This is a genomic window from Micromonospora craterilacus, from assembly GCF_003236315.1.
In the GTDB taxonomy this organism is placed as follows: Bacteria; Actinomycetota; Actinomycetes; order Mycobacteriales; family Micromonosporaceae; genus Micromonospora; species Micromonospora craterilacus.
In genome coordinates this window covers 15,847-34,487 of the sequence record NZ_POTY01000041.1, presented here as the reverse complement: position 1 = coordinate 34,487, position 18,641 = coordinate 15,847, and the positions used below count along the sequence as shown (strand labels likewise).

Here is an 18,641-nt window from a genome sequence, read left to right as displayed (position 1 = left end):
CGAAGACGTGTTTCTGTCGCAAGGACGTGTCTATCGATGGCTCCACGCCTGTTTCCACTGCCGCCCGACTCGACACCTTCGCCCGTGTCGCACCAATCAACCCTTATGCGTTGCTGAGATCAACTCATTGCTCGTAGATGTCACGAAACGGTGGGGAGCGGCGTCTAGTCCGTGTGGCGGGACCAAGGTTGAAGAGGCAGGAGCAGCAATGAGCCAGCGCGCACCGAACGAACGGCGGACACAGCCGAGCCGGTCGAGGTGGCACGGATAGCTGGCGGCTCTGGCCCAGAGCGGACGACGCGGCTACCCGCCAGCCGTACGGCACGACTTACACGAGGAAGAGGAGGCGAGCAAGCTGCGCCAGTCCGGGTCCACTCATGACCTACCCCATCAACCGCAGTCGAGGATCATGACCACGCTCCGTCATTTCCGACGTCAGACAATGTCCCCTAGGTCCAGCCGGATGCTGGCCCTGAGCGCCGTACTCACGGTGGCATTGGCCGGATGCGGGGTGCTGCCGAAGAAGGATGCCGGGTCCCCGCCCGCCTCCAGCGCTCCTGCGGCCGCCGCCACGGCATCGGGTCAAGACGCCCCACCGGCCCTGGCGGAAACCCGCAGTACCATGACCGAGAATCTGAAGGTCGAGGTCGTCGGCCTCAACCGGGTCAAGGGCAAGCACCTCGTCGTCCAGATCCGCCTGTCCAACACCGGCACCGAGAAGCGCCTGTCGTGGCCCGGCGAGATGGGCGATCGCACCCGCCCGCTCGGCGCGATCAAGTGGGCCTCCGGCATCGGCGTCCTCGACGCGCAGGCGCGCACCTGGCTCCTGCCGTACAAACCCGCTAGTTCCCCCTGCCTGTGCAGCGACTTGGACCGCGACGGCCTCGGCCGCTTCATCGACCCTGGCCAGTCGATCACCGTCTACGCGGTGCTACCCGCGCCGTCGGGCAACCCTGCGACAACCACCGTCGTCACCCCCGTCGGCCCGCCGATGCTCGACGTGCCCATCAGCGAGGACGCTCCGACCGGCGACTTTCCCGACCCAGATGCCGACACCGTCACCCCAGTCACCCGCCGCCTCGTCCTACCCTCCGAATCGCTGGACAGATCGGAGGAGACCGCCGACGACGGCAAGGATCTGCAGGTCAACCTCTCCTCCGACGTGCTGTTCGCGGTAGGCAGGGCCACCCTCACCCCCAAAGCCAGATCGGTTCTGGCCCGCACGGCCGAGCTCATCGACGCCTCCCCCGCCACAGTCGTGACGGTGGCGGGCCACGCCGACTCCTCCGGCAACGACGCCATCAACGACCCACTGTCGCTGCGCCGCGCCCAGGCGGTACAGCAGACCCTGTCGGCACTGCTGACCAGGAACGGGGTCCGCTTCCAGACCGAGGGGCACGGTTCGCGCCGCCCGCTGTACAGCAACGACAGCGACGAGGGCAAACGCCGCAACCGCCGCGTCACGGTGACCTTCCCGAAGCCTCAGCCCGCTACGCAGGAACGGGCGGCCACGACCTCTCCCGGCTCGACCGGCCTGACCGGCACCACAGAGGCGCACGGCCAGCCCATCGCCATGGAGGTCACCGGCCTGCGCCGACTGCCCGGCGGTCTTGGTCTGCTCACCTACAAGATCACCAACAAGGGATCGTCCGAGACCTGGTTCCGCGACCTTCACCACACTCAGGACTGGGAGGCGTACAAGTACCAGGCCGCAACCAACGTCCGCGTGACCGACGTCGCCGCCCGCCGCCAGTACCTGCCCGGCCGCCTGGAGGTCCCCACTGACGGCGGCGTGGACTTCTACTGCGCATGCACAGACGTCTCCGGCGTCCGGATCAGCACCGAGAAGTTCGCACCGGGCCGGACCCGCGAGTTCTGGAACCTCTTCGCCCTGCCCGACACCGCCGACAGCCTCCAGGTCAAGATCGGCCCGTTCCGCGACCTCCACGTCCCCATCCAGTAACGGCATCCACCGGTCGGAGCCCGGCATGGAGGCCAGGCGGCCATGGTCTCCATGCCGGGCGAACACACAGGCCCAGCTGCCAAGGGGCGGGAGTGTGTCGATTTCCCTGTTGGGGCCTGCGATGTGATCGATGCTGTTAGATGGTGATCCGGTCGCGGTAGGCGAGCATCAGGGCGTTGAGGGCCTTGGCCCAACAGAGCCGGTCGCTGCGTGGCGTCCGGCCAGGCGGCGGATGCCCGAAAGACGGACGAAGAAGCATGACACGAGGTGTCAGGTTTTGGGTCGAGGATGGTTTCACCGGTCGGCGTCGATGATGGGCGCGGCCCGGGCACCACGGATAGATACCGAAGATAAGGACCTCCATGCGCGAAACTCCGGAAGACCTCATTGAGCTTCAGGCCCTCCTCGACGCCTCCCGCTCCCGCTCCACCTCGCACCTCCGCTCGATCATCAACACTGAGAGCACCTTGGCCGCGGAGCAGCTCACCCAGGTCCTCACCGGCATGTGCACCCTCGCCCTGTCCACCGTGACGGCGAAGGGCGAGCCGCGGATCAGCGGTGTGGACGGGCACTTCCTGCACGGCAAGTGGTACTTCGGCACCGCGCGCGGCGCCGCCAAGGCGCGCCACCTCGCGGCGCGGCCCGCCGTCAGCGCCGCGCACATACGCGGTGAGGACCTGGGCGTGTTCACGCACGGCAAGGTGGAGATCCTCAACCCCCAGGACGGCGCGCCGGCCGCGGACTGGCCGGACGTGCTGAGGTACTTGAAGGACTTCTACGGCGACGACTTCTTCGACTGGGACAACGACGTGGTCTACTACCGGCTGCATCCGCACTGGATGATCGCCTACGCTCCCGACATCGCAAAGCTCACTGCGGTGCCCCAGTCCTAATCCCCGGCACCGGCCGCATCGGGACCGGCCACGTGCTGGGAGATCTGGTGAAGCGGCCGCTCAGCCCAATTGACGACGATCTGCCGCGTAGTGGCGTGATCGGTTTGATTGACATGGGTGGGGACCTCTCCGCCCATGTCCTGCTGCCTTGCGAGAGGGTGGACGAAGGTTGACTGCATTCGTACGGGACGTCGCGAGTATGGGACGCGGGACCATCGACGTGGTGGGGGCTCGTACCAACAATCTGCGGGACGTGTCCGTGAGCATTCCCAAGGGACGGCTCATCGCCTTCACCGGTGTGAGCGGCAGCGGCAAGACCTCGCTGGCCATCGACACCCTGCACAACGAGGCCCAGCTGCGGTATCTGGAGGGGCTTTCGCCGTTCGTCCGGCAGTACATCACCCAGCGCAATCGGCCAAAGGTCGACCGCATCGTGGGCCTCGGCCCGACGCTCGCGGTCGACCAACGCCGTCTGAACCGCAACCCCCGCTCCACGGTCGCAACGATTACCGGCATCGACGGGCACCTGGGGCTGCTGTACTCGCGCCTTCCGGGGATCGGCGCAGACCCGGCGGCGGAGAGTGGGGACGGGCATCTGACGACCGCTCACTTCGACCGCAATACGCCGGAGGGGAGCTGTCCGGACTGCCACGGGGTGGGCGGGCGTTGGCAGGCACAGGAGGACCTGATCATCACCCATCCGGAGCTTCCGCTCTTCGAGGGGGCCTCGCCCTGGTACGCGAAGTGGCGGTCGGGGGAGCACGCGTTCGTACCGGCGCTTGCCGACAAGCGGGGTGTGGACCTCGGCCGGTCGTGGCAGTCGCTGCCTGAGGAGTTCCGTCACTGCGTGCTGTACGGCACGGGTGACGAGAAGATCGAGGCGACCATCGACATGCCGAACAAGAATGAGACCGCACGGATGACCTACACCTCGAGCCAGCCGCTGCGGGGCGCGCTCGCCGAGGTGGAGCGGGTGTTCGTGAACGCCCAGACGTCCAGCGCCAAGCAGCGCTATGTGCCGTACATGCGCAAGCGGCCCTGCGGCACCTGCGGCGGCAGCGGGTACGACCAGGCAGCCCGGTCCGTACGGCTCGGAGGGCTGACGTATCCCGACCTGCTCGAGGTGGAGGTAGTGGAGGTGCGCCGCTGGGCGAAGCGCATGGCGGACGACCTGAGCTCCCGGCAGCGCGAGGTGGGTGAGCCGCTGCTGCAGGACCTCGGTCGCAGGCTCGCAATCCTTGACCGGCTCGGCCTGGCTCATCTCCAGCTGTCCCGGAGCGCGGCGACGCTTTCCGGGGGCGAGCTGCAGCGGACCCGGCTCGCCGCGCAGCTGAGCACCGAGCTCAGCGGCATCATCTTTGTCCTGGACGAGCCCGGGACCGGGCTGCATCCGGCGGACAAGGCGCACCTGCTCGACATCGCCCTGGAGCTGCGCGAGGCTGGCAACACGGTGCTCCTCGTCGAGCACGACCCTGAGCTGATCGCCCGGGCCGACTGGGTGATCGATACGGGGCCTGGCGCGGGCCGCTTCGGCGGTGAGGTCCTAGTGTCGGGGCCTCCCGCCGACGTGGCCGCCCACCCGAAGTCGCTGACCGGACGCTATCTGGCCGGTGAGGGGCCACGGCTGCACCGGACCCGCCGCCCGGCCGGGGACGACACCGGCTGGGTGGAGCTGCACGGGCTGCGTGCGCACAACGTCAGGGCGGACCTGGTGAGTTTCCCCGCCGGTCGGCTCACCTGCCTGACCGGGGTGAGCGGCAGCGGCAAGAGCAGTCTTCTCGGCGCGCTCGGGGCGAGCGTGGAGGCCGCCTTGAACGGGACGGCGACCGACACGGTGCGGGAGGTGACCGGCCTCGAGGGGTTCAGCTGGGTCGCCGTCGTCGATCAGGAACCGCTCGGGCGGACGCCGCGGTCCAACCCGGCTACGTACAGCAAAGCGTTCGACATTGTGCGCAAGCTGTTCGCCGAGACCGACGTGGCGCTTGGGCGCGGGGTCAATGCCTCCTGGTTCAGCTTCAACACCGCGGGTGGCGGCCGCTGCGAGACCTGCACCGGTTACGGTCGCAAGCTGGTCGACATGCACTTCCTGCCGGATGTGTGGGTGGTCTGCGACGCGTGCGAGGGTCGGCGCTACAAGCCGGAGGCTTTGGAAATCAGGTACCAGGGGTTGGCCATCGATCAGGTGCTGGAGCTGACCGTCGCCGAGGCCGCGGAGCATTTCTCCAAGCCCCGACAGCTCGCGGAAACTCTCGGAGCCCTGAACCAGGTGGGGCTTGGCTATCTCCAACTCGGGCAGAGCGCCACAGAGTTGTCCGGCGGCGAGGCGCAGCGGCTGAAGCTGGCTTCCGCGATCCAGCGCGGCGCTGCCAGCAGCAAAGCCGGCCTCGTCGTTCTCGACGAGCCCGTCTCGGGCCTGCACCCGTCTGACATCCAGCGTGTGGTGGATGCGCTCGACGTGTTGCTGGACTCGGCCAACACGGTCGTCGTGGCCGAACATGACATCCCCGTCGCCGCGTCGGCGGACTGGGTGATCGACCTGGGACCGGGAGCCGGTCCGGACGGGGGTACGGTGGTCGCGCAGGGCACCCCGGACGCCGTCGCGACGGCGGACACCCCGACCGCCCGCTTCTTCCGGCGGTACGCGGCGGGTCTGCCGCTGCTGCAGGTGCGGGAAGGCGCGCGCCGCTGAGGGCGAGGCCCACCCAACGATTGTCCCGCGCGGCAGGCCGCCGCCGGCCTCACCGCGCCACTGGGCCAGCCTCGCGGTGAGGGTCGGAAGGGCGCCAATCCCCGGCCGCCCGGAGGCGGCCGGGCGCAGGCCGCGGGCGCGGATCATGTCGGCGAGACGTCGAAACCTGATTGCTACTCGTTGATCCAGCCGAGCTTGACTGCCTGCTCGCGCATGACGTCCTCCATCACGGGCAGCGTGAGGAACGAAACGGCATACAGCACAACCAGAAGCCCGATCGGAACGACCCAAGCGCGAGGACGGATTTCCCAAGCGCGAGAACGGATTTCCGGCGAACCGGCCTCATCCTGCCCAGCGCCGGCAGAGCGGTTCCGACGGAGCCGCGTCTCCGGGAGCCGACGGTCGGCTGGCCTCAGCACCCACGACGCGATGGCGAACGCACCAAACATCAGCGGCACCCCCCACGATTGAAGACCGTCACCGACTGACAGGTGCGACACCACGGCACCCGACCACAGGAAAAAGGCACCCACGTACGCCCATTCCTTCAGCAACGGGAGCCTGGGCACGATGATCGCGACGGCCGCACCGGCCTGCCACGCGCCTAGGACGTAGGCGAAGAAGTGCGGGTATCCCAGGTGGTGCAACTGGACTTCCACCCATTCGATCGTCAGAAGGTTCCACACCGAACCGGCAATCAACTCGAAGACGACTACGAACGTGGTGACCCAGAAGGCGATGGGGCGGATCCGGCTCCAGGTCCGGCCGCTTCTTGTGACGGCGGCCGACTCTTCGTCGGCTGAATGCTGGTGAGTTCTGGTCATGTGAGTTTTCATCTCAGCCTTCTCGTCAAATCGATCTCGACGACATCCGCCTCAGCGGCTACGGGCACGACCGCACCGGGCCGGCGCTGGATGGGTGTTCGTTCCAGTAGTACGACCACAGAGCCCCTTGGAATGTGAGGCGACGCGCGAACCTCACATTTCGGTGTGCTGTCTTGTCGAACTAAGTGAGGGCAGAAGCGACCAAAGGGAGTCGGCAACACCATGACCACACGATCCGAGCCAGGACATTGCCGACCCGATCCGGGCCTGAGCGCGATCATGAACGAACGGCGTCAGCTGATCAATCTTGCCTACCGACTCCTCGGCTCCCTTGCCGACGCCGAAGATGCCGTCCAAGAGACCTACGCCCGCTGGTACGCCATGCCGCGACAACAGCAGGAAGCCATCCAATCCCCCGGTGCCTGGCTGACGAAGGCCGCCAGCCGCATCTGCCTCAACGTGCTCTCCTCGGCACGGTCCAGGCGCGAGCGTTACGTGGGCGAATGGATCCCGGATCCGCTGCCCGATCGCGCGGAATGGATCGACGGGCGGTCAGGTAACATCCCCGTCGACCCGGCCGACCGAGTCACCCTCGACGAGTCGGTCAACATGGCATTCCTCGTCGTGCTCGAATCGATGACCCCGGCCGAGCGCGTCGCGTTCATCCTGCACGACGTCTTCCGCTACTCCTTCGCCGAAGTGGGCGACATCGTCGGCCGTACCCCGGCGGCATGCCGCCAACTGGCGTCCTCGGCCCGCCGCCGCGTTTGCGCGGCGCAGCCCCCCGCGACCTCGACAGCCCGGCGCGCCGACATCGTCAGGAATTTCAAGCAGGCCTGGGAGGCCAAGGACATCGAGGCCCTCATCGGCCTTCTCGACCCCGACGCGTCGGCGATCGCCGACGGCGGCGGCGTCGTCGGCGCCGTGCTCCGCCCGATCGAAGGCGCCGAGCAGATCGTGCGCTCCCTAGCCCATCTCGAGGGCAGGCTTCGCAACCTGACGATCCTGGAGCGTACGGTCAACGGCCAACCCGGCCTGATCGCTCAGCAGGACGGCGTCACCGTATCGGTGTACGCGTTCGAGGTCGCAGGTGACCGGATCACGCGCATCTGGGCGGTGCGCCACCCTGACAAGCTCCGGCCGTGGACGGTGCGGACCCGGTAGCGGTCCCCTAACTCCCGTGTGGCGTTGACCAGCGACGACGCGGCTGGCCGGCTTGCAAGCTCGTCCGCTTGGTCGCCGAGCGGGCGGCTTTCCCACGCCGACTGAACACTGAGGAATCCCCATGTTGCGCAAAGTAATGACCTTACCCAGTGGCAGGATCATGAAATGGGCCATCGTAGCCACTTGGATCGCCCTGCTGGTGCCAGCCTTCATGCTGGCCGGCAACCTGAGCGACGTTGAGAAGAATGACAATTCCGCCTGGCTGCCCAGCAGCGCGGAGGCGACCAAGGTCCTCGACCAGGCCAAGAAGTTCCAGCCCGCCGAGACCCTGCCCGCGATCGTGATCTACGACCGGCCCGAGGGCGTAACCCCTGCCGACATAAGCAAGGCCCAAGCCGACGCCGAAGCCTTCAAGGGCATCGAGAGGGTCGTCGGGCAGCCACAGGGCCCATTGACGTCCCAGGACGGCAAGGCGATCCAGACCGTGGTCCAGGTCGACGACGGTAACGAGGGCTGGGACGGAGCCCACAAGGTCGTCGACGAGATGACCAAGATCGGCGAACGGGACGCCAACGGTCTCGGGTTCCACGTGACCGGACCGGCCGGCTACGCATCCGACTCGATAACGGCCTTCAGTGGAGGAGGCGCCCTGGGGACGATCACCGCGTTGGTGGTGGTCGTCATCCTGCTGTTCACCTACCGCAGCCCGTTGCTGCCACTGCTGCCACTGCTGACCGCGGGCGGCGCCCTGGTCACGGCGGAAGCGGTGATCTACCTGCTGGCGAAGAATGCCGGGCTCACCGTCAACACGCAGACCAGCCTCATCCTGACCGTACTGGTGTTCGGCGCCGCCACCGACTACGCGCTACTGCTCATTTCCCGGTACCGGGAAGAGTTGCGGCGACACGAGGATCGGCACGAGGCGATGGCGGAGGCCCTGTACCGCTCCAGTCCCGCGATCATCGCCAGCGCCGCGACCGTCGCTGTCAGCCTGCTTGTGCTGCTGCTGGCCACTCTCAACTCCACAAAGGGCCTCGGCCCGGCCTGTGCCATCGGTATCCTGGTCGGACTGCTTGCCATGGTCACCCTGATGCCGGCCCTGCTGGTCATCTGCGGCCGCTGGATCTTCTGGCCCGTGAAGCCGTCGTACGGCTCGGTCGGGACGGCCAAGGACAGCATCTGGACGCGGATCGGTACCGCCATCTCCAGCCGCCCGCGGATCGTGTGGGTCGGCACCGCGCTCGTCCTCGGTGTCATGGCGATCGGGGTGATGGGGCTCAAGGCCGATGGGATCCCGAGCAAGGGCCAGTTCACCAACGAGCCGCAGGCGGTCGTCGGCGAGGAGATCCAGTCCAGGCACTTTCCGGCCGGGTCGGGCGACCCCATCTACGTCGTGGCCAAGGCCGCCTCGGCGGAGGAGGTCAGGACCGTGCTGTCAGGCGTCCCAGGGATCGCCGACGTCGCGGCGCCTATGATCAAGGATGGTGACGTATTAGTTCTCGGGACGCTCGAGGACGCTCCCGGCAGCAAGGCCGCGATGCGCACCGTCGAACAGGCCAGAACCGCGGTCCACAAGATCGAGGGCGCGGATGCCCGGCTCGGCGGCAGCACGGCAATCGCACTCGATACACAACAGTCGGCCGCCCGCGACGCCAAGGTGATCATCCCCGTCGTACTGATCGTTGTTTTCCTCATCCTCGCGCTGCTGCTACGGGCGATCGTCGCACCGCTGCTGCTCATGGCGACGGTGGTGCTGTCGTTCGGAGCGGCACTCGGCGTGAGCGCGCTGGTGTTCAACCACGTGTTCGACTTCGCCGGGGCGGATGCGAACTTCCCACTCCTGGTGTTCGTGTTCCTGGTCGCCCTGGGCATCGACTACAACATCTTCCTGGTCACCCGGGTACGGGAAGAGGCACAGCTGCATGGCACCCGACAGGGCGCGCGGACCGGACTGTCCGCCACCGGCGGTGTGATCACCTCTGCGGGTCTGGTATTGGCCGGTACCTTCGCGGCGCTGGGATCGCTGCCGTTGGTGTTCGCGGCGCAGCTTGGGTTCACGGTGGCGTTTGGCGTGCTGCTGGACACCATGATCGTCCGCTCGGTGCTGGTCACCGCGATAACGGTGGACGCCGATCGATGGATGTGGTGGCCCAGCAAACTGTTCAAGCATCACGACGCCCGCCAGCCGCCCGCGGGCACTTCCGAACCCGCTCTCCTGGGCGCGGGCAGCTGACAACCTTCGGAGCTGGGCTCTCCGGCCGCGGCCGGAGAGCCCAGCTCCGAAGGTGACGCCGAGCAGGTCATTGCGTAGTTGGGCCGGCGGGTGTGCTGAGCTGGAAACCTGCGAAGCGAGTGGCCTCTGTGGAGGCGTGTCTCGGATGGGCACTATCGCCTGGTGACCGGACGATGTGATCGCCACGATCACGCCGGATCTGCACGCCGTTGTCAGGTCACAGCCGGCTCGGCTGCGAACTCAGACGCGTCTCTGTAGCAGCGCGGCGTCCAGCCAGCGCCCCGGACCGTCTGCGCCTGATTGGCCGCGCCAGGCCAGATGGGCGTCGGGACGGATTAGCCAGACCTCGCCGTTGGGGCCGCCCTGCTGTGCTCCGGCGAAGCCGCCAGGACGCGCAGCCCAGGATGGTCGAAGACTCGCCGCCTGCCCGGGTCGTCCTTTCCGGAGACGTACACGCTGGCCTGCTCGTTGAGCCACCACGGGGGCAGCCCCAGGCCATCGGCCACCGCACGGGCCTTGTCGGGGACGACGCCGTGCGGGACGAACGTCGCATCGACGTCCCTGGTCACCTGTCTGGCATCGTAGGCCAACGCCATCGCGGCACCGCCCACCACGAAGATGTCAGCGACGACACCGCGTCGCACGAGCCTCTCCCCCGGACAGGTGAACGCTCGCTCCAGTTCCGCACGCCCATCAGGACGCCGTCCGACCCGCTCACGCGGCAGCCAAATCGTGAACCGACAGGTACACACCGTGCTTCCGGAACGCCGCCGGCGCCCACGCCAGGGCATCGGCGCGGTGGATGGCCAATTCGGCCGGGAACCAGGCCCGCCTTAGCACCCGCCCCTCGACCCATTCCGGCGGAGCAAGATCCGCCTGCGCGAGTAGATACTCCGCAAGCGCCGCCAGCAGCGCATCCCACCGCACATCCTCGGTCGACCCGGGCTCATCCGTCAGCAGCCCGACCCTGGTCTCGGCCGGCTCCCAGCGGTACTCCTCCAGGAACTCCCACACCAACTTCCAGCGGATCCGATCGCTGTCCGCAGAAGCGAGATGGCTGGCCAACACGACCAAGCTCATCGGTTCGTAGCCTGTACCCACAGCGCGAACCTCACCCTCTCGCCCATGGCAGCCTATCGCTTCCCCGCTGGCAAGCCCCGCAACGCCCTCTGCAGATGGGACCGGCACTCGTGCCCACCAGCACTCCCGGCGACCGTGCGCGCCAGCGCCGGCCGACAGCCGACACCACGTCCGAGCAGGCATCGCGGCCATGATCTGGTCGGCGCGGGCGGCACCCATCGTGGTGGTGATCATGTCGTCGTTGCGGCAGGTTGCGGCCACATGACCACCACACGGCGCGGCTTCATCCCATTTGCCCGAATATCGGTCGCCGTTGAGGAGTCCAACGATGAATTCGACCGCGCCGGATCGGCACGCCCACCAGGCGATACACAGCGGAGACAGCCAAGATCGGCTAACCAAACGACCCGAGTCAAGGAGTCCAACAGCGGTGCGCTAGACCAAGCGTTCATGCCGAACAATAAAGTGAGGACCCCCACAAGTCTCTGACCTGCGGAAACCCTCCCACTGGCGGGACGGCCGGATTCGAACCGACGACCCCTTGACCCCCGGGACGATTCGCCACACGTCCACGCACGTCACGCACGCTATCCAAGATCAGGCCGTGCAGCCGACGGCATGCCGCCCACCATCGCGCACACCGTGTGGTCCCCACCTGCCCCCCGGGCGCTGACACGCTCAGCGACAGCAGGGTTAGGAAGTATGGACACGGCCGAAAGACGCACGGCAATGACCTGTCGACCTGCGCCGACACGCCGGCACCCACGGTAAGGAGCTGACCGCCATTGGCCCTCGGCCGCCGTTCAAGGGGCACCGGTGCGATGCTGCCCCTGGCATACTGCCGGCCGTGACACTGGTCCTTCGCCGTTGGCTCGCAGTAGGTCTCTTGGTTGCCGCGGCAGTGACGGTTGCGGTGACGTTCCTCGCGAACGCGGACGGGCTCGGAGGATTGGCCTGGTGCGACGGAGACGGCCTGCTATGCGGTAGCCCCAAGCGAGGGGGGCACATCTACCTGCGGCCGCTGGCCCATCCGCTCCTGGGCAGCGCACTCGCCGCCGGCCTAGTTGCGGCAGCCGCCCACCTCGGTATGAGGCGCCGCGTTTTGCGTGTCGCATCGGAAACAGTCGCGGCGGTCGTAGCTGCCACCGCCCTGCTTCTCAGTCTGCTCGGCTCCCTCGCTCGATTCGAGCCAGACTACTGGGATTCGGTCGTCGCAACGTCTCCCGATTTCAGGCTTGTTTCGTACCGATCGCCTGGGCTCTTCAGCTCGGGAAGCGTTTTGCTGCGGCTACAAAGCCGGGAGGGCCTCGCCAGCCGCGAGGGTAGCGAGGATCTGGCCTGCTTCATCGAGGAAATTTCTGGTTCCGATCCGGAATGGCAGTTCGGCCGGGCTAGATTCGTGGAGAACGACGAGATTGAACTGTCCGCCAAGGACGGAACCACATGGCTAATCCGTTTCTACCCAAGAACCCTTTCACCGGTGAACCCCGTCGACAGATGCACCGACGCACCAGATCCTTCCCGCGACTGAGGACTACGCGGCTTATGCCAGCAACAGAAGCCGCGAGCAGAGGAGCGGATCTCTGAGGAAGGTCGGGGTTCGGGGCGGAACCCTGAGGCTTCGAGTCTTGGCCTTCCGTGGGGCCGGCCGGTGCTGGCCGGAGGTCGCCAGGAGGCCGGGACCGGGTGGCACGGCCCGCTTGCGGGCCGTCGTGATGCAGAAAGCGAACGTTTCGGCAGGTATCCCGAGCGGCGCTTGAGACCTTGACCAACGGTCAAGGAGCGCTACCGGCCGGCGCACTTGACCGGCGTGGTCCCCAGGAAGCCAGAAAGGCCGGCCCGATGTTTCGGACAGCAAAAACCGGCCGAGTAAAGGAGTCCTCGCACCACTCCCCCGCCACCATCGACTTCCCTGCCGTAGCCAGACGAGCAGCGCGTGACTTCGCCGCTGGTCCGCGTAGCGGGAACCGGCCGACTGTCGTGGGAGTTCACGTCGAGGGGCGACGTCCACCACGAATCCATGATCGTCGTTCACAGCGAACTGCAACTCACGCCCAGGCAAGAGCATCAGCCGCTTGTGGGCCCCGCTGCCATGGCATATGACCGGACTCATCTGCCCACGCTGAGCAAGTTCACCAGGTGCGCCATCATATAGCGATGCCGCATCGTCTGTCCTATGCCGACGCCCTCAAGATCCTGGGCGGCTCCGGGCCGCTCGCGAAGGCCGTCGACAACCTGCTCGGCGGCGCGCTCGCCCTAGCGACCGTAGGCGGCAGCGATATCGCAATCAGCTTCTTCGACGCCAGGGCCGAGGTTGTTCGGCTCGGCGGCCTGGTCACCGCCAAGATCAGTGATTCGGTGCGCGGGCTGGGGCGCCACGATCGCAGCGAGCGGCTCCAGGCCGCACACACCGTCCTGGTGATCACCGCGTTCTTCGAGGAGCTTGACGAATGCTTGACTGCGGCAGGCATCCGCAGGCCCGACTTCACCCGGGACGACCAGCTCGAATTCGCCGCTGGCCAAGGCGAGGGCACGCTGGTCGACCAATTCCTGCGTGCGCCCGTCCCGCTACCAGCGCCCGATCTCCCGTACGCGAGCCTCCTGACTGCGCTGGAGGGCTGGTTCGCCGCTGAGTCGACGCGCATGAGCCGCCATCTCACCGGACTGGCCGTCTGGGACCATGCCGACGAGCGCGCGCGCCGCATGTTGGCCGATCTGCTCCACCGGCGGCTGCCCGCTGCGGCCGTCGCCCGCTACGACGAGATCCACCGCCGCCTCGCCGAGGAGATCCCCGAGTTCGCGCTCTGGGCCGATCGCCTCGAAGCGCGCGCCACCGCCCGGGGCCTGGAACGTCTGGAGGCGCTGCTGCTGCGGGCCGACTCGGGGCGCGACCCAGGCCTCCATCGGTCCGCGCTGTCCCGCGCCTATCGCGCCGAGCTCGACCGTCCCATTCTCGGCGGCGACACGGGGGAACTGCTCTTGCCGAGGCTCGGAGCCGCGTACCTCGATCCGCGCTTTCGGGTCCGGACGGCCGATTCGGGTGCCCGTCCGGCGGACGACCAGTGGTGGGCCGGCGCCGCCAACCTGCGTGACGACTTCGCCGGATTCCTCGCCGCCCACCTGACCACGACTCAGGCCACCGAGGCTCCGATGCTGCTGCTCGGCCAGCCGGGCGCCGGGAAGTCCTCGCTGACCCGCGTCCTCGCCGCCCGCCTGCCCGCCGGCGACTTCTTCGTCTGCCGGGTCCCGTTACGCGAGGTGCCCGCTGAGGCCGAGATCCAAGACCAGATCGAACGGGCCTTGCGCCTGGCGATCGGTGAAACAGTGTCCTGGGCAGAGCTTTCTCGCGACGCCGGCGGCGCCCTGCCGGTCATCCTGCTCGACGGCTTCGACGAGCTCCTGCAGGCCACCGGCCTGCATCAGTCCGACTACCTGCACCGGGTCGTCAAGTTCCAGCAGCGGGAGGCAGCGTTGGGCCGCCCGGTCGCGGTCATGGTCACCACCCGGATCGCCGTCGCAGACCGCGCCCGCCTGCCCGTCGGCGCGCTCGCAGTACGCCTCGAGCCGTTCGACGACGCCCAGATCAAGCGCTGGCTAACCGTCTGGAACCAGACCAGTCGGCTCGTCAAACCTTTGACGCCGGATGTGGTTCTCCGCTTCCGCGACCTCGCCGAACAGCCATTGCTGCTGCTCATGCTCGCCCTCTACGACGCCACTGGCAACGCTCTGCAGGACGACGCCGCGGCTCTCGACGACGGCCAGCTCTACGAGCGGTTGCTGGCCTCCTTCGCCGAGCGTGAGGTGCGCCGGGTACACGCGGGACAGCCCGATTCGGCCGTGCCGGGGCTGGTCGAGCAGGAGCTTCTGCGCCTGTCGGTGGTCGCCTTCGCGATGTTCCATCGCCTGCGACTGTGGGCCACCGAGCGCGAGCTGGACGACGACCTCGCCAGCCTCGGCATCGCCCCGTCGCGCGCGGGCCGCACCGAGGCCTTTCGCAGCCCGCTCACGGCCGGTCAGGAGATGGTCGGGCGCTTTTTCTTCATACAGCGCGCCCAAGCGGTTCAGGAGGACCAAACCCGGCAGACGTGCGAGTTCCTGCACGCAACGTTCGGCGAATACCTCGTGTCCCGCCTCGTCGTGCAGGCCGTCCGCGACACCGAGGCCCGCGAATCGGCGAGCACGCTGGCTCTGCGCTTCGGCCCGTCGAACGACGACGACCTGCTGCGGTCCCTGCTCGGCTTCACGCCGCTGACCGCCCGCGCCACGGTCCTGCCATTCATCGCCGGCCTGCTCGACGGCCCCGACCGCGACCGTATCCGCACTTGGCTGACTGGCCGTACCTCTCAGGCAATGACCCGCCCGCAGTATGCCGAGAGCCGCTACCGCCCAGTCGACAAGCGCATTGACCACTGGATGGCCACCTACTCGTTCAACCTCTTTCTGCTGACCCTGGCCTGCGGCGGTGAACTGCGTGCGTCTGAACTGTTCAACCGGACCAACGACCCGGCGGCCTGGCTGCGCAACTCGGCCTTGCAGTGGCAGGCTGCCGTTCCCGGCGGCATGTGGATGGACACCATGGAGGTTCTCAAGGTCACCCGCACCTGGCACGATGGCCGCCGCGACATCGTGGTCGAGCATGCGCGCGACTGGACGGCCGACCTCCCGGATCCGATGAACGTCTACTGGATCAACGCATTAGAACCCGGCGAGAGCCGAGACGGAATTTTCAAGGCCGCCTTCGAGATACCGCCCGCGCTCAGGTCCATGCACCTGAGCAACCACTTAAGCGACGACACGCTGCTTCATGCCCTGGAGCCGCTGATCCGCCGGATACCTGCGGCGTTGACCCAGTTCGCGGAGCGCGAGTACGGCGGCCACCTCTCGGTCGCGCACACCCTCATCCGGATGTGGCTGGCGGTCTCACTGAACGCGCCCTCGGAAGAACTGGTCGCCGCCTGCACTGACGCTGCCTCCGCCGTGGCGGACCTGGCCCCGTTCGACGAAAGGACTACGCCGGCCATCGGGGACGCCACGGAGATAGTGCTGGGCACCATGCGCGCCGAGGCGCACCGTCTGCCGCCGGACAAGGTGTGCGGAATAGTCCATGAACTGATTGACGAAGGGTGCATGACTCTGCGCGCGGCTGTCTGCGCGATTCATTGCCTGGTTGCTTCGAGGGCCGCGGAAGACTGGTACGGAGCTGGGCTCGCCGCGGACCTGATCCGAAAGGACGCACGTAGCATCGACCGCCGTGTGCTCGTCCCGGCGTTGCGTGCGATCGTCGGTGGCAAGGGAGCCGAGCATGCGGACCTTCCTCGCTTGGCCGCAGCCCTGATCGAGGCCGGACGCCAACCGGAACTCGAACGCACGGCCCCAGACCTCACCGACGCCCTGTTCGCCCGCTCGGGAGACAACGCCCCGACCGCAGGCGGGCCCGGGTAAGGGCAATGGGATATTGGCACCGTTAGACAGCGGCGAACGCCGATCACCTTTGATGGTCCTGGCGATGACCTCGTGATCGTGCCGGTCCCCGCCATAGACGCCGCGTGATCACGCGGACACCAAGATTACGACGCGCTTACCCACACATCTGACGCGCCCGTGGACGGACTGCCCAGGGCAGAGTGTGGGCGGGCAATGCGAGACTCCCCATATGCCCGTGTCCGATGCCGGCGCGCGCGTGGTGGGCGGCGACGCCTCCCCGGACAGGCCGAGTTCAGTGGCCTCGGGGCAGGTGAGCAGGCGGACAAGGACATCGACGCCGAGGGCGCGGAGAGAGGTCCGGGACCCTTTGCGCAACCGCGCAACAGGTCACAGGGGTCCGGTGTCTCTGGTCGTCTCACTGACCGCGGGCACCGCCGTCGTGATGATCGAGCAGAACGCCGCGCTGAGGGAGTCGGCCACGGACGACGACTCACCGAGGTAGCCGTTCACCATCGCTCCGTCTCGCAGGATCATCAGCTGCCTCGCGGTGGAACCGACGTCGTCCACCCCTGCCTCTGTGGCGATGTCGGCGAATTGATCAAGCATCCATCGGCGGTGCGCGTCGATGGCTTCTCGGACCGGGTCGTCGGGATCGGTGAACTCCGCCGCGGCGTTGATGAATGCGCAGCCTCGGAATCCCGGACGGCAGCTCGCGGCACCGATGCCGGTGGCGAGGGTGCGCAGTGACCCCACGGGGTCGCCCTTGCGGCGCACGCTCTCTATCCATCCCCGCTCTGCGGCCGCCTGCTCCTCCAGCTACGCGACCACGAGCTCGCTCTTGGTGCGGAAGTGGCGGTAGAAGGTGACCTTCGTGATGCCGACCTGCTCGATGATGCGGTCGGCGTTCGTGGCGCGGATGCCCTGGGCGTAGAACAGCTCGTTCGCGGCGGTGAGGATGCGCGCTCTCGTGGCAGACCCTGTCGGGGTGCGCGTCACCGGTTCGGTGATATCGGCGTGAATGTCCTGCTCCCATCCTGGTCCGGCTGGTTGCACCAGCGCTGGGTGTCCATCACCGCCGCCCTCGGGGTCTGGGGTGCGTGGGCCGTGGGTTCTGGGATTCCCCAGCTCATCGCTGCCGTGCGGCAGCGGCGTTCCGGCGGTCAGGTGCCGCAGATCCTCAGCGGTGGCATATCGGTCCTGGCCGGGGCGGGCTTCCTGGCCCAGGCGTTCCAGGGCGCCGGCAACATCGCCGGAGTCGGCGGCTACGCCACCCTCGGCGGGATCTTCTTCCTGATCTCCGCCATTCGCCTGAGCATCTTGCTGAGGAAGGCAGCATGACGGGCGCAGGGGGGCACAAGAAGCCGATCGGTTTCGTCAGCTACGGCCACACTTCGGCGGGCACCCGGTCGGTTCAGCACGCTAAGCAGGTGGTGACCACGCTGCGCCTGGTTCCGCTGGGCGCCACGGTCGCGATCCGCATCGGTGACGCAACCGAAAATGGTCGGCAGCGGCCCGACACGGCCCACGACACGGCGGCTGTCGACCTGCTGGACGAACTGGTCCGAGTCGCCCACGCCCTACGACCGATGCGCGAACGCACACGAGCCGGGACCCTGTCCGGACCGCTGCCAGGGTCCTACGCGAGACGGCTGACCCCCGACGACGCGCCCGAGGTCACCGTGCTGCAGCGGTGCTGCTGGGTGGACGAGGCCGTCGTCAACGACACCATCGCCATACCGGCCCTGCACGAGTCGCTGGAAGAGGTACGCGACTGGCTGGCGACCTGGCACACCACCGGCATCTGGCGGGACGGCCGACTGCTGGGCATGGTGCGGGCCCGTCGCGTCGACACCGACTGGCACCTGGGTCGGCTCGCCGTCGTGCCCGACCTGCGAGGCCAGGGGCTCGGCCGGTGGCTGCTACACACCGCCGAAGCCGCCGCCCAACCGGACTGCCGCCGCATCCTCCTGTCCACCGGCGCCAAAAGCCTACGGAACATCGACCTCTATCACAGCGAAGGCTACCAGTCGATACCACTGCCCAGCCCTGACGGAACCACCTGCCTCACCAAGGACCTATCCGCCAGACAACGCTGACACTGCCGGTCCATTGAACCCCTTAGTCCGGCCGATCGTGCGCGCCGACAACCTCGGAGGCGTCTGGGCCTGGTGCGTGCAAGTGCGGACGCGGTGGCGAGAGGTCGGCCGAGCCGGCGGCTGTCGGCCGTCGAAGCTGCAGGTTCGGCGGCCGTGGTCTGGCCCTTGGGCTGCGGGCAGCACGGTCAACCCAAGGGGTGAGAGCAGATCAAGGTCGCCTTCCTGTGGCCGTTCGCGTCAGGGTGTCGGCGTACGAGTTCGGATGCCCAGGTAGG

Annotated in this window: 13 protein-coding genes and 2 pseudogenes; 9 read left to right on the top strand and 6 right to left on the bottom strand. The window is 67.6% G+C overall.

Features of this window, described 5'->3' with window-relative positions:
• Window positions 1-463: 463 nt before the first annotated feature.
• The 3 genes from C1I95_RS09565 (at window position 464) to C1I95_RS09555 (ending at window position 5,545) form a co-directional block, all read left to right on the top strand.
• Complete coding sequence (locus C1I95_RS09565) at window positions 464-1,963, top strand: OmpA family protein (protein WP_158566337.1); 1,500 nt, start codon at window positions 464-466, stop codon at window positions 1,961-1,963.
• A gap of 362 nt (window positions 1,964-2,325) precedes the next feature.
• Complete coding sequence (locus C1I95_RS09560) at window positions 2,326-2,856, top strand: pyridoxamine 5'-phosphate oxidase family protein (protein WP_111213433.1); 531 nt, start codon at window positions 2,326-2,328, stop codon at window positions 2,854-2,856.
• Window positions 2,857-3,055: 199 nt separating this feature from the next.
• A complete protein-coding gene (locus C1I95_RS09555; RefSeq protein WP_111213432.1) occupies window positions 3,056-5,545 on the top strand; it encodes an excinuclease ABC subunit UvrA in 2,490 nt (829 codons plus the stop codon).
• Between the two features lie 173 nt (window positions 5,546-5,718).
• Here C1I95_RS09555 and C1I95_RS09550 read toward each other — a convergent pair whose 3' ends face one another.
• Window positions 5,719-6,381: a DoxX family protein gene (locus C1I95_RS09550; RefSeq protein ID WP_199523668.1), complete on the bottom strand. Its 663-nt coding sequence runs from the start codon at window positions 6,379-6,381 to the stop codon at window positions 5,719-5,721.
• 210 nt (window positions 6,382-6,591) lie between these two features.
• On the opposite strand from C1I95_RS09550, the gene sigJ reads away from it, so the two are divergent.
• Window positions 6,592-7,533, top strand: a complete 942-nt coding sequence (gene sigJ, locus C1I95_RS09545; RefSeq protein WP_111213430.1) for an RNA polymerase sigma factor SigJ — start codon at window positions 6,592-6,594, stop codon at window positions 7,531-7,533.
• A 121-nt stretch (window positions 7,534-7,654) separates the two neighbouring features.
• Window positions 7,655-9,766 carry an MMPL family transporter gene (locus tag C1I95_RS09540; protein ID WP_111213429.1) on the top strand — a complete coding sequence of 704 codons (2,112 nt, stop codon included), beginning with the start codon at window positions 7,655-7,657 and terminating at the stop codon, window positions 9,764-9,766.
• A gap of 335 nt (window positions 9,767-10,101) precedes the next feature.
• Here the strand turns inward: C1I95_RS09540 and C1I95_RS35175 are convergent, their stop codons facing one another.
• From C1I95_RS35175 to C1I95_RS37315, 3 genes and pseudogenes are all read right to left on the bottom strand, one after another.
• Window positions 10,102-10,410 carry a hypothetical protein gene (locus C1I95_RS35175; RefSeq protein WP_158566335.1) on the bottom strand — a complete coding sequence of 103 codons (309 nt, stop codon included), beginning with the start codon at window positions 10,408-10,410 and terminating at the stop codon, window positions 10,102-10,104.
• 70 nt (window positions 10,411-10,480) lie between these two features.
• Window positions 10,481-10,846, bottom strand: a complete 366-nt coding sequence (locus C1I95_RS35170) for a hypothetical protein (protein ID WP_158566333.1) — start codon at window positions 10,844-10,846, stop codon at window positions 10,481-10,483.
• Between the two features lie 99 nt (window positions 10,847-10,945).
• Window positions 10,946-11,110 (bottom strand): annotated as a pseudogene (locus C1I95_RS37315) (IS701 family transposase); the annotation flags it as partial.
• A 583-nt stretch (window positions 11,111-11,693) separates the two neighbouring features.
• On the opposite strand from C1I95_RS37315, the gene C1I95_RS34760 reads away from it, so the two are divergent.
• Together C1I95_RS34760 and C1I95_RS09520 are read left to right on the top strand one after the other, a co-directional pair.
• Entirely contained in the window at window positions 11,694-12,377 is a 684-nt protein-coding gene (locus tag C1I95_RS34760) for a hypothetical protein (RefSeq protein WP_146605682.1), read from the top strand.
• Window positions 12,378-13,003: 626 nt separating this feature from the next.
• Window positions 13,004-16,288, top strand: a complete 3,285-nt coding sequence (locus tag C1I95_RS09520; RefSeq protein WP_111213426.1) for an NACHT domain-containing protein — start codon at window positions 13,004-13,006, stop codon at window positions 16,286-16,288.
• A 369-nt stretch (window positions 16,289-16,657) separates the two neighbouring features.
• On the opposite strand, the gene C1I95_RS35760 is transcribed toward C1I95_RS09520, so the two are convergent.
• Together C1I95_RS35760 and C1I95_RS35755 are read right to left on the bottom strand one after the other, a co-directional pair.
• Window positions 16,658-17,044, bottom strand: a complete 387-nt coding sequence (locus tag C1I95_RS35760; RefSeq protein WP_199523667.1) for a TetR family transcriptional regulator C-terminal domain-containing protein — start codon at window positions 17,042-17,044, stop codon at window positions 16,658-16,660.
• Between the two features lie 42 nt (window positions 17,045-17,086).
• Window positions 17,087-17,266, bottom strand: coding sequence for a TetR/AcrR family transcriptional regulator (locus C1I95_RS35755; RefSeq protein WP_199523666.1), 180 nt, complete (start codon window positions 17,264-17,266; stop codon window positions 17,087-17,089).
• Between the two features lie 66 nt (window positions 17,267-17,332).
• Between C1I95_RS35755 and C1I95_RS09505 the strand changes: the two genes are divergently transcribed.
• Both C1I95_RS09505 and C1I95_RS09500 read left to right on the top strand, forming a co-directional pair.
• Window positions 17,333-17,608 (top strand): hypothetical protein, encoded by a 276-nt coding sequence (locus tag C1I95_RS09505; RefSeq protein ID WP_146605681.1) that lies wholly within the window; start codon window positions 17,333-17,335, stop codon window positions 17,606-17,608.
• Between the two features lie 20 nt (window positions 17,609-17,628).
• Window positions 17,629-18,366, top strand: a pseudogene (locus C1I95_RS09500) (GNAT family N-acetyltransferase); the annotation flags it as partial.
• Window positions 18,367-18,641: the final 275 nt, after the last annotated feature.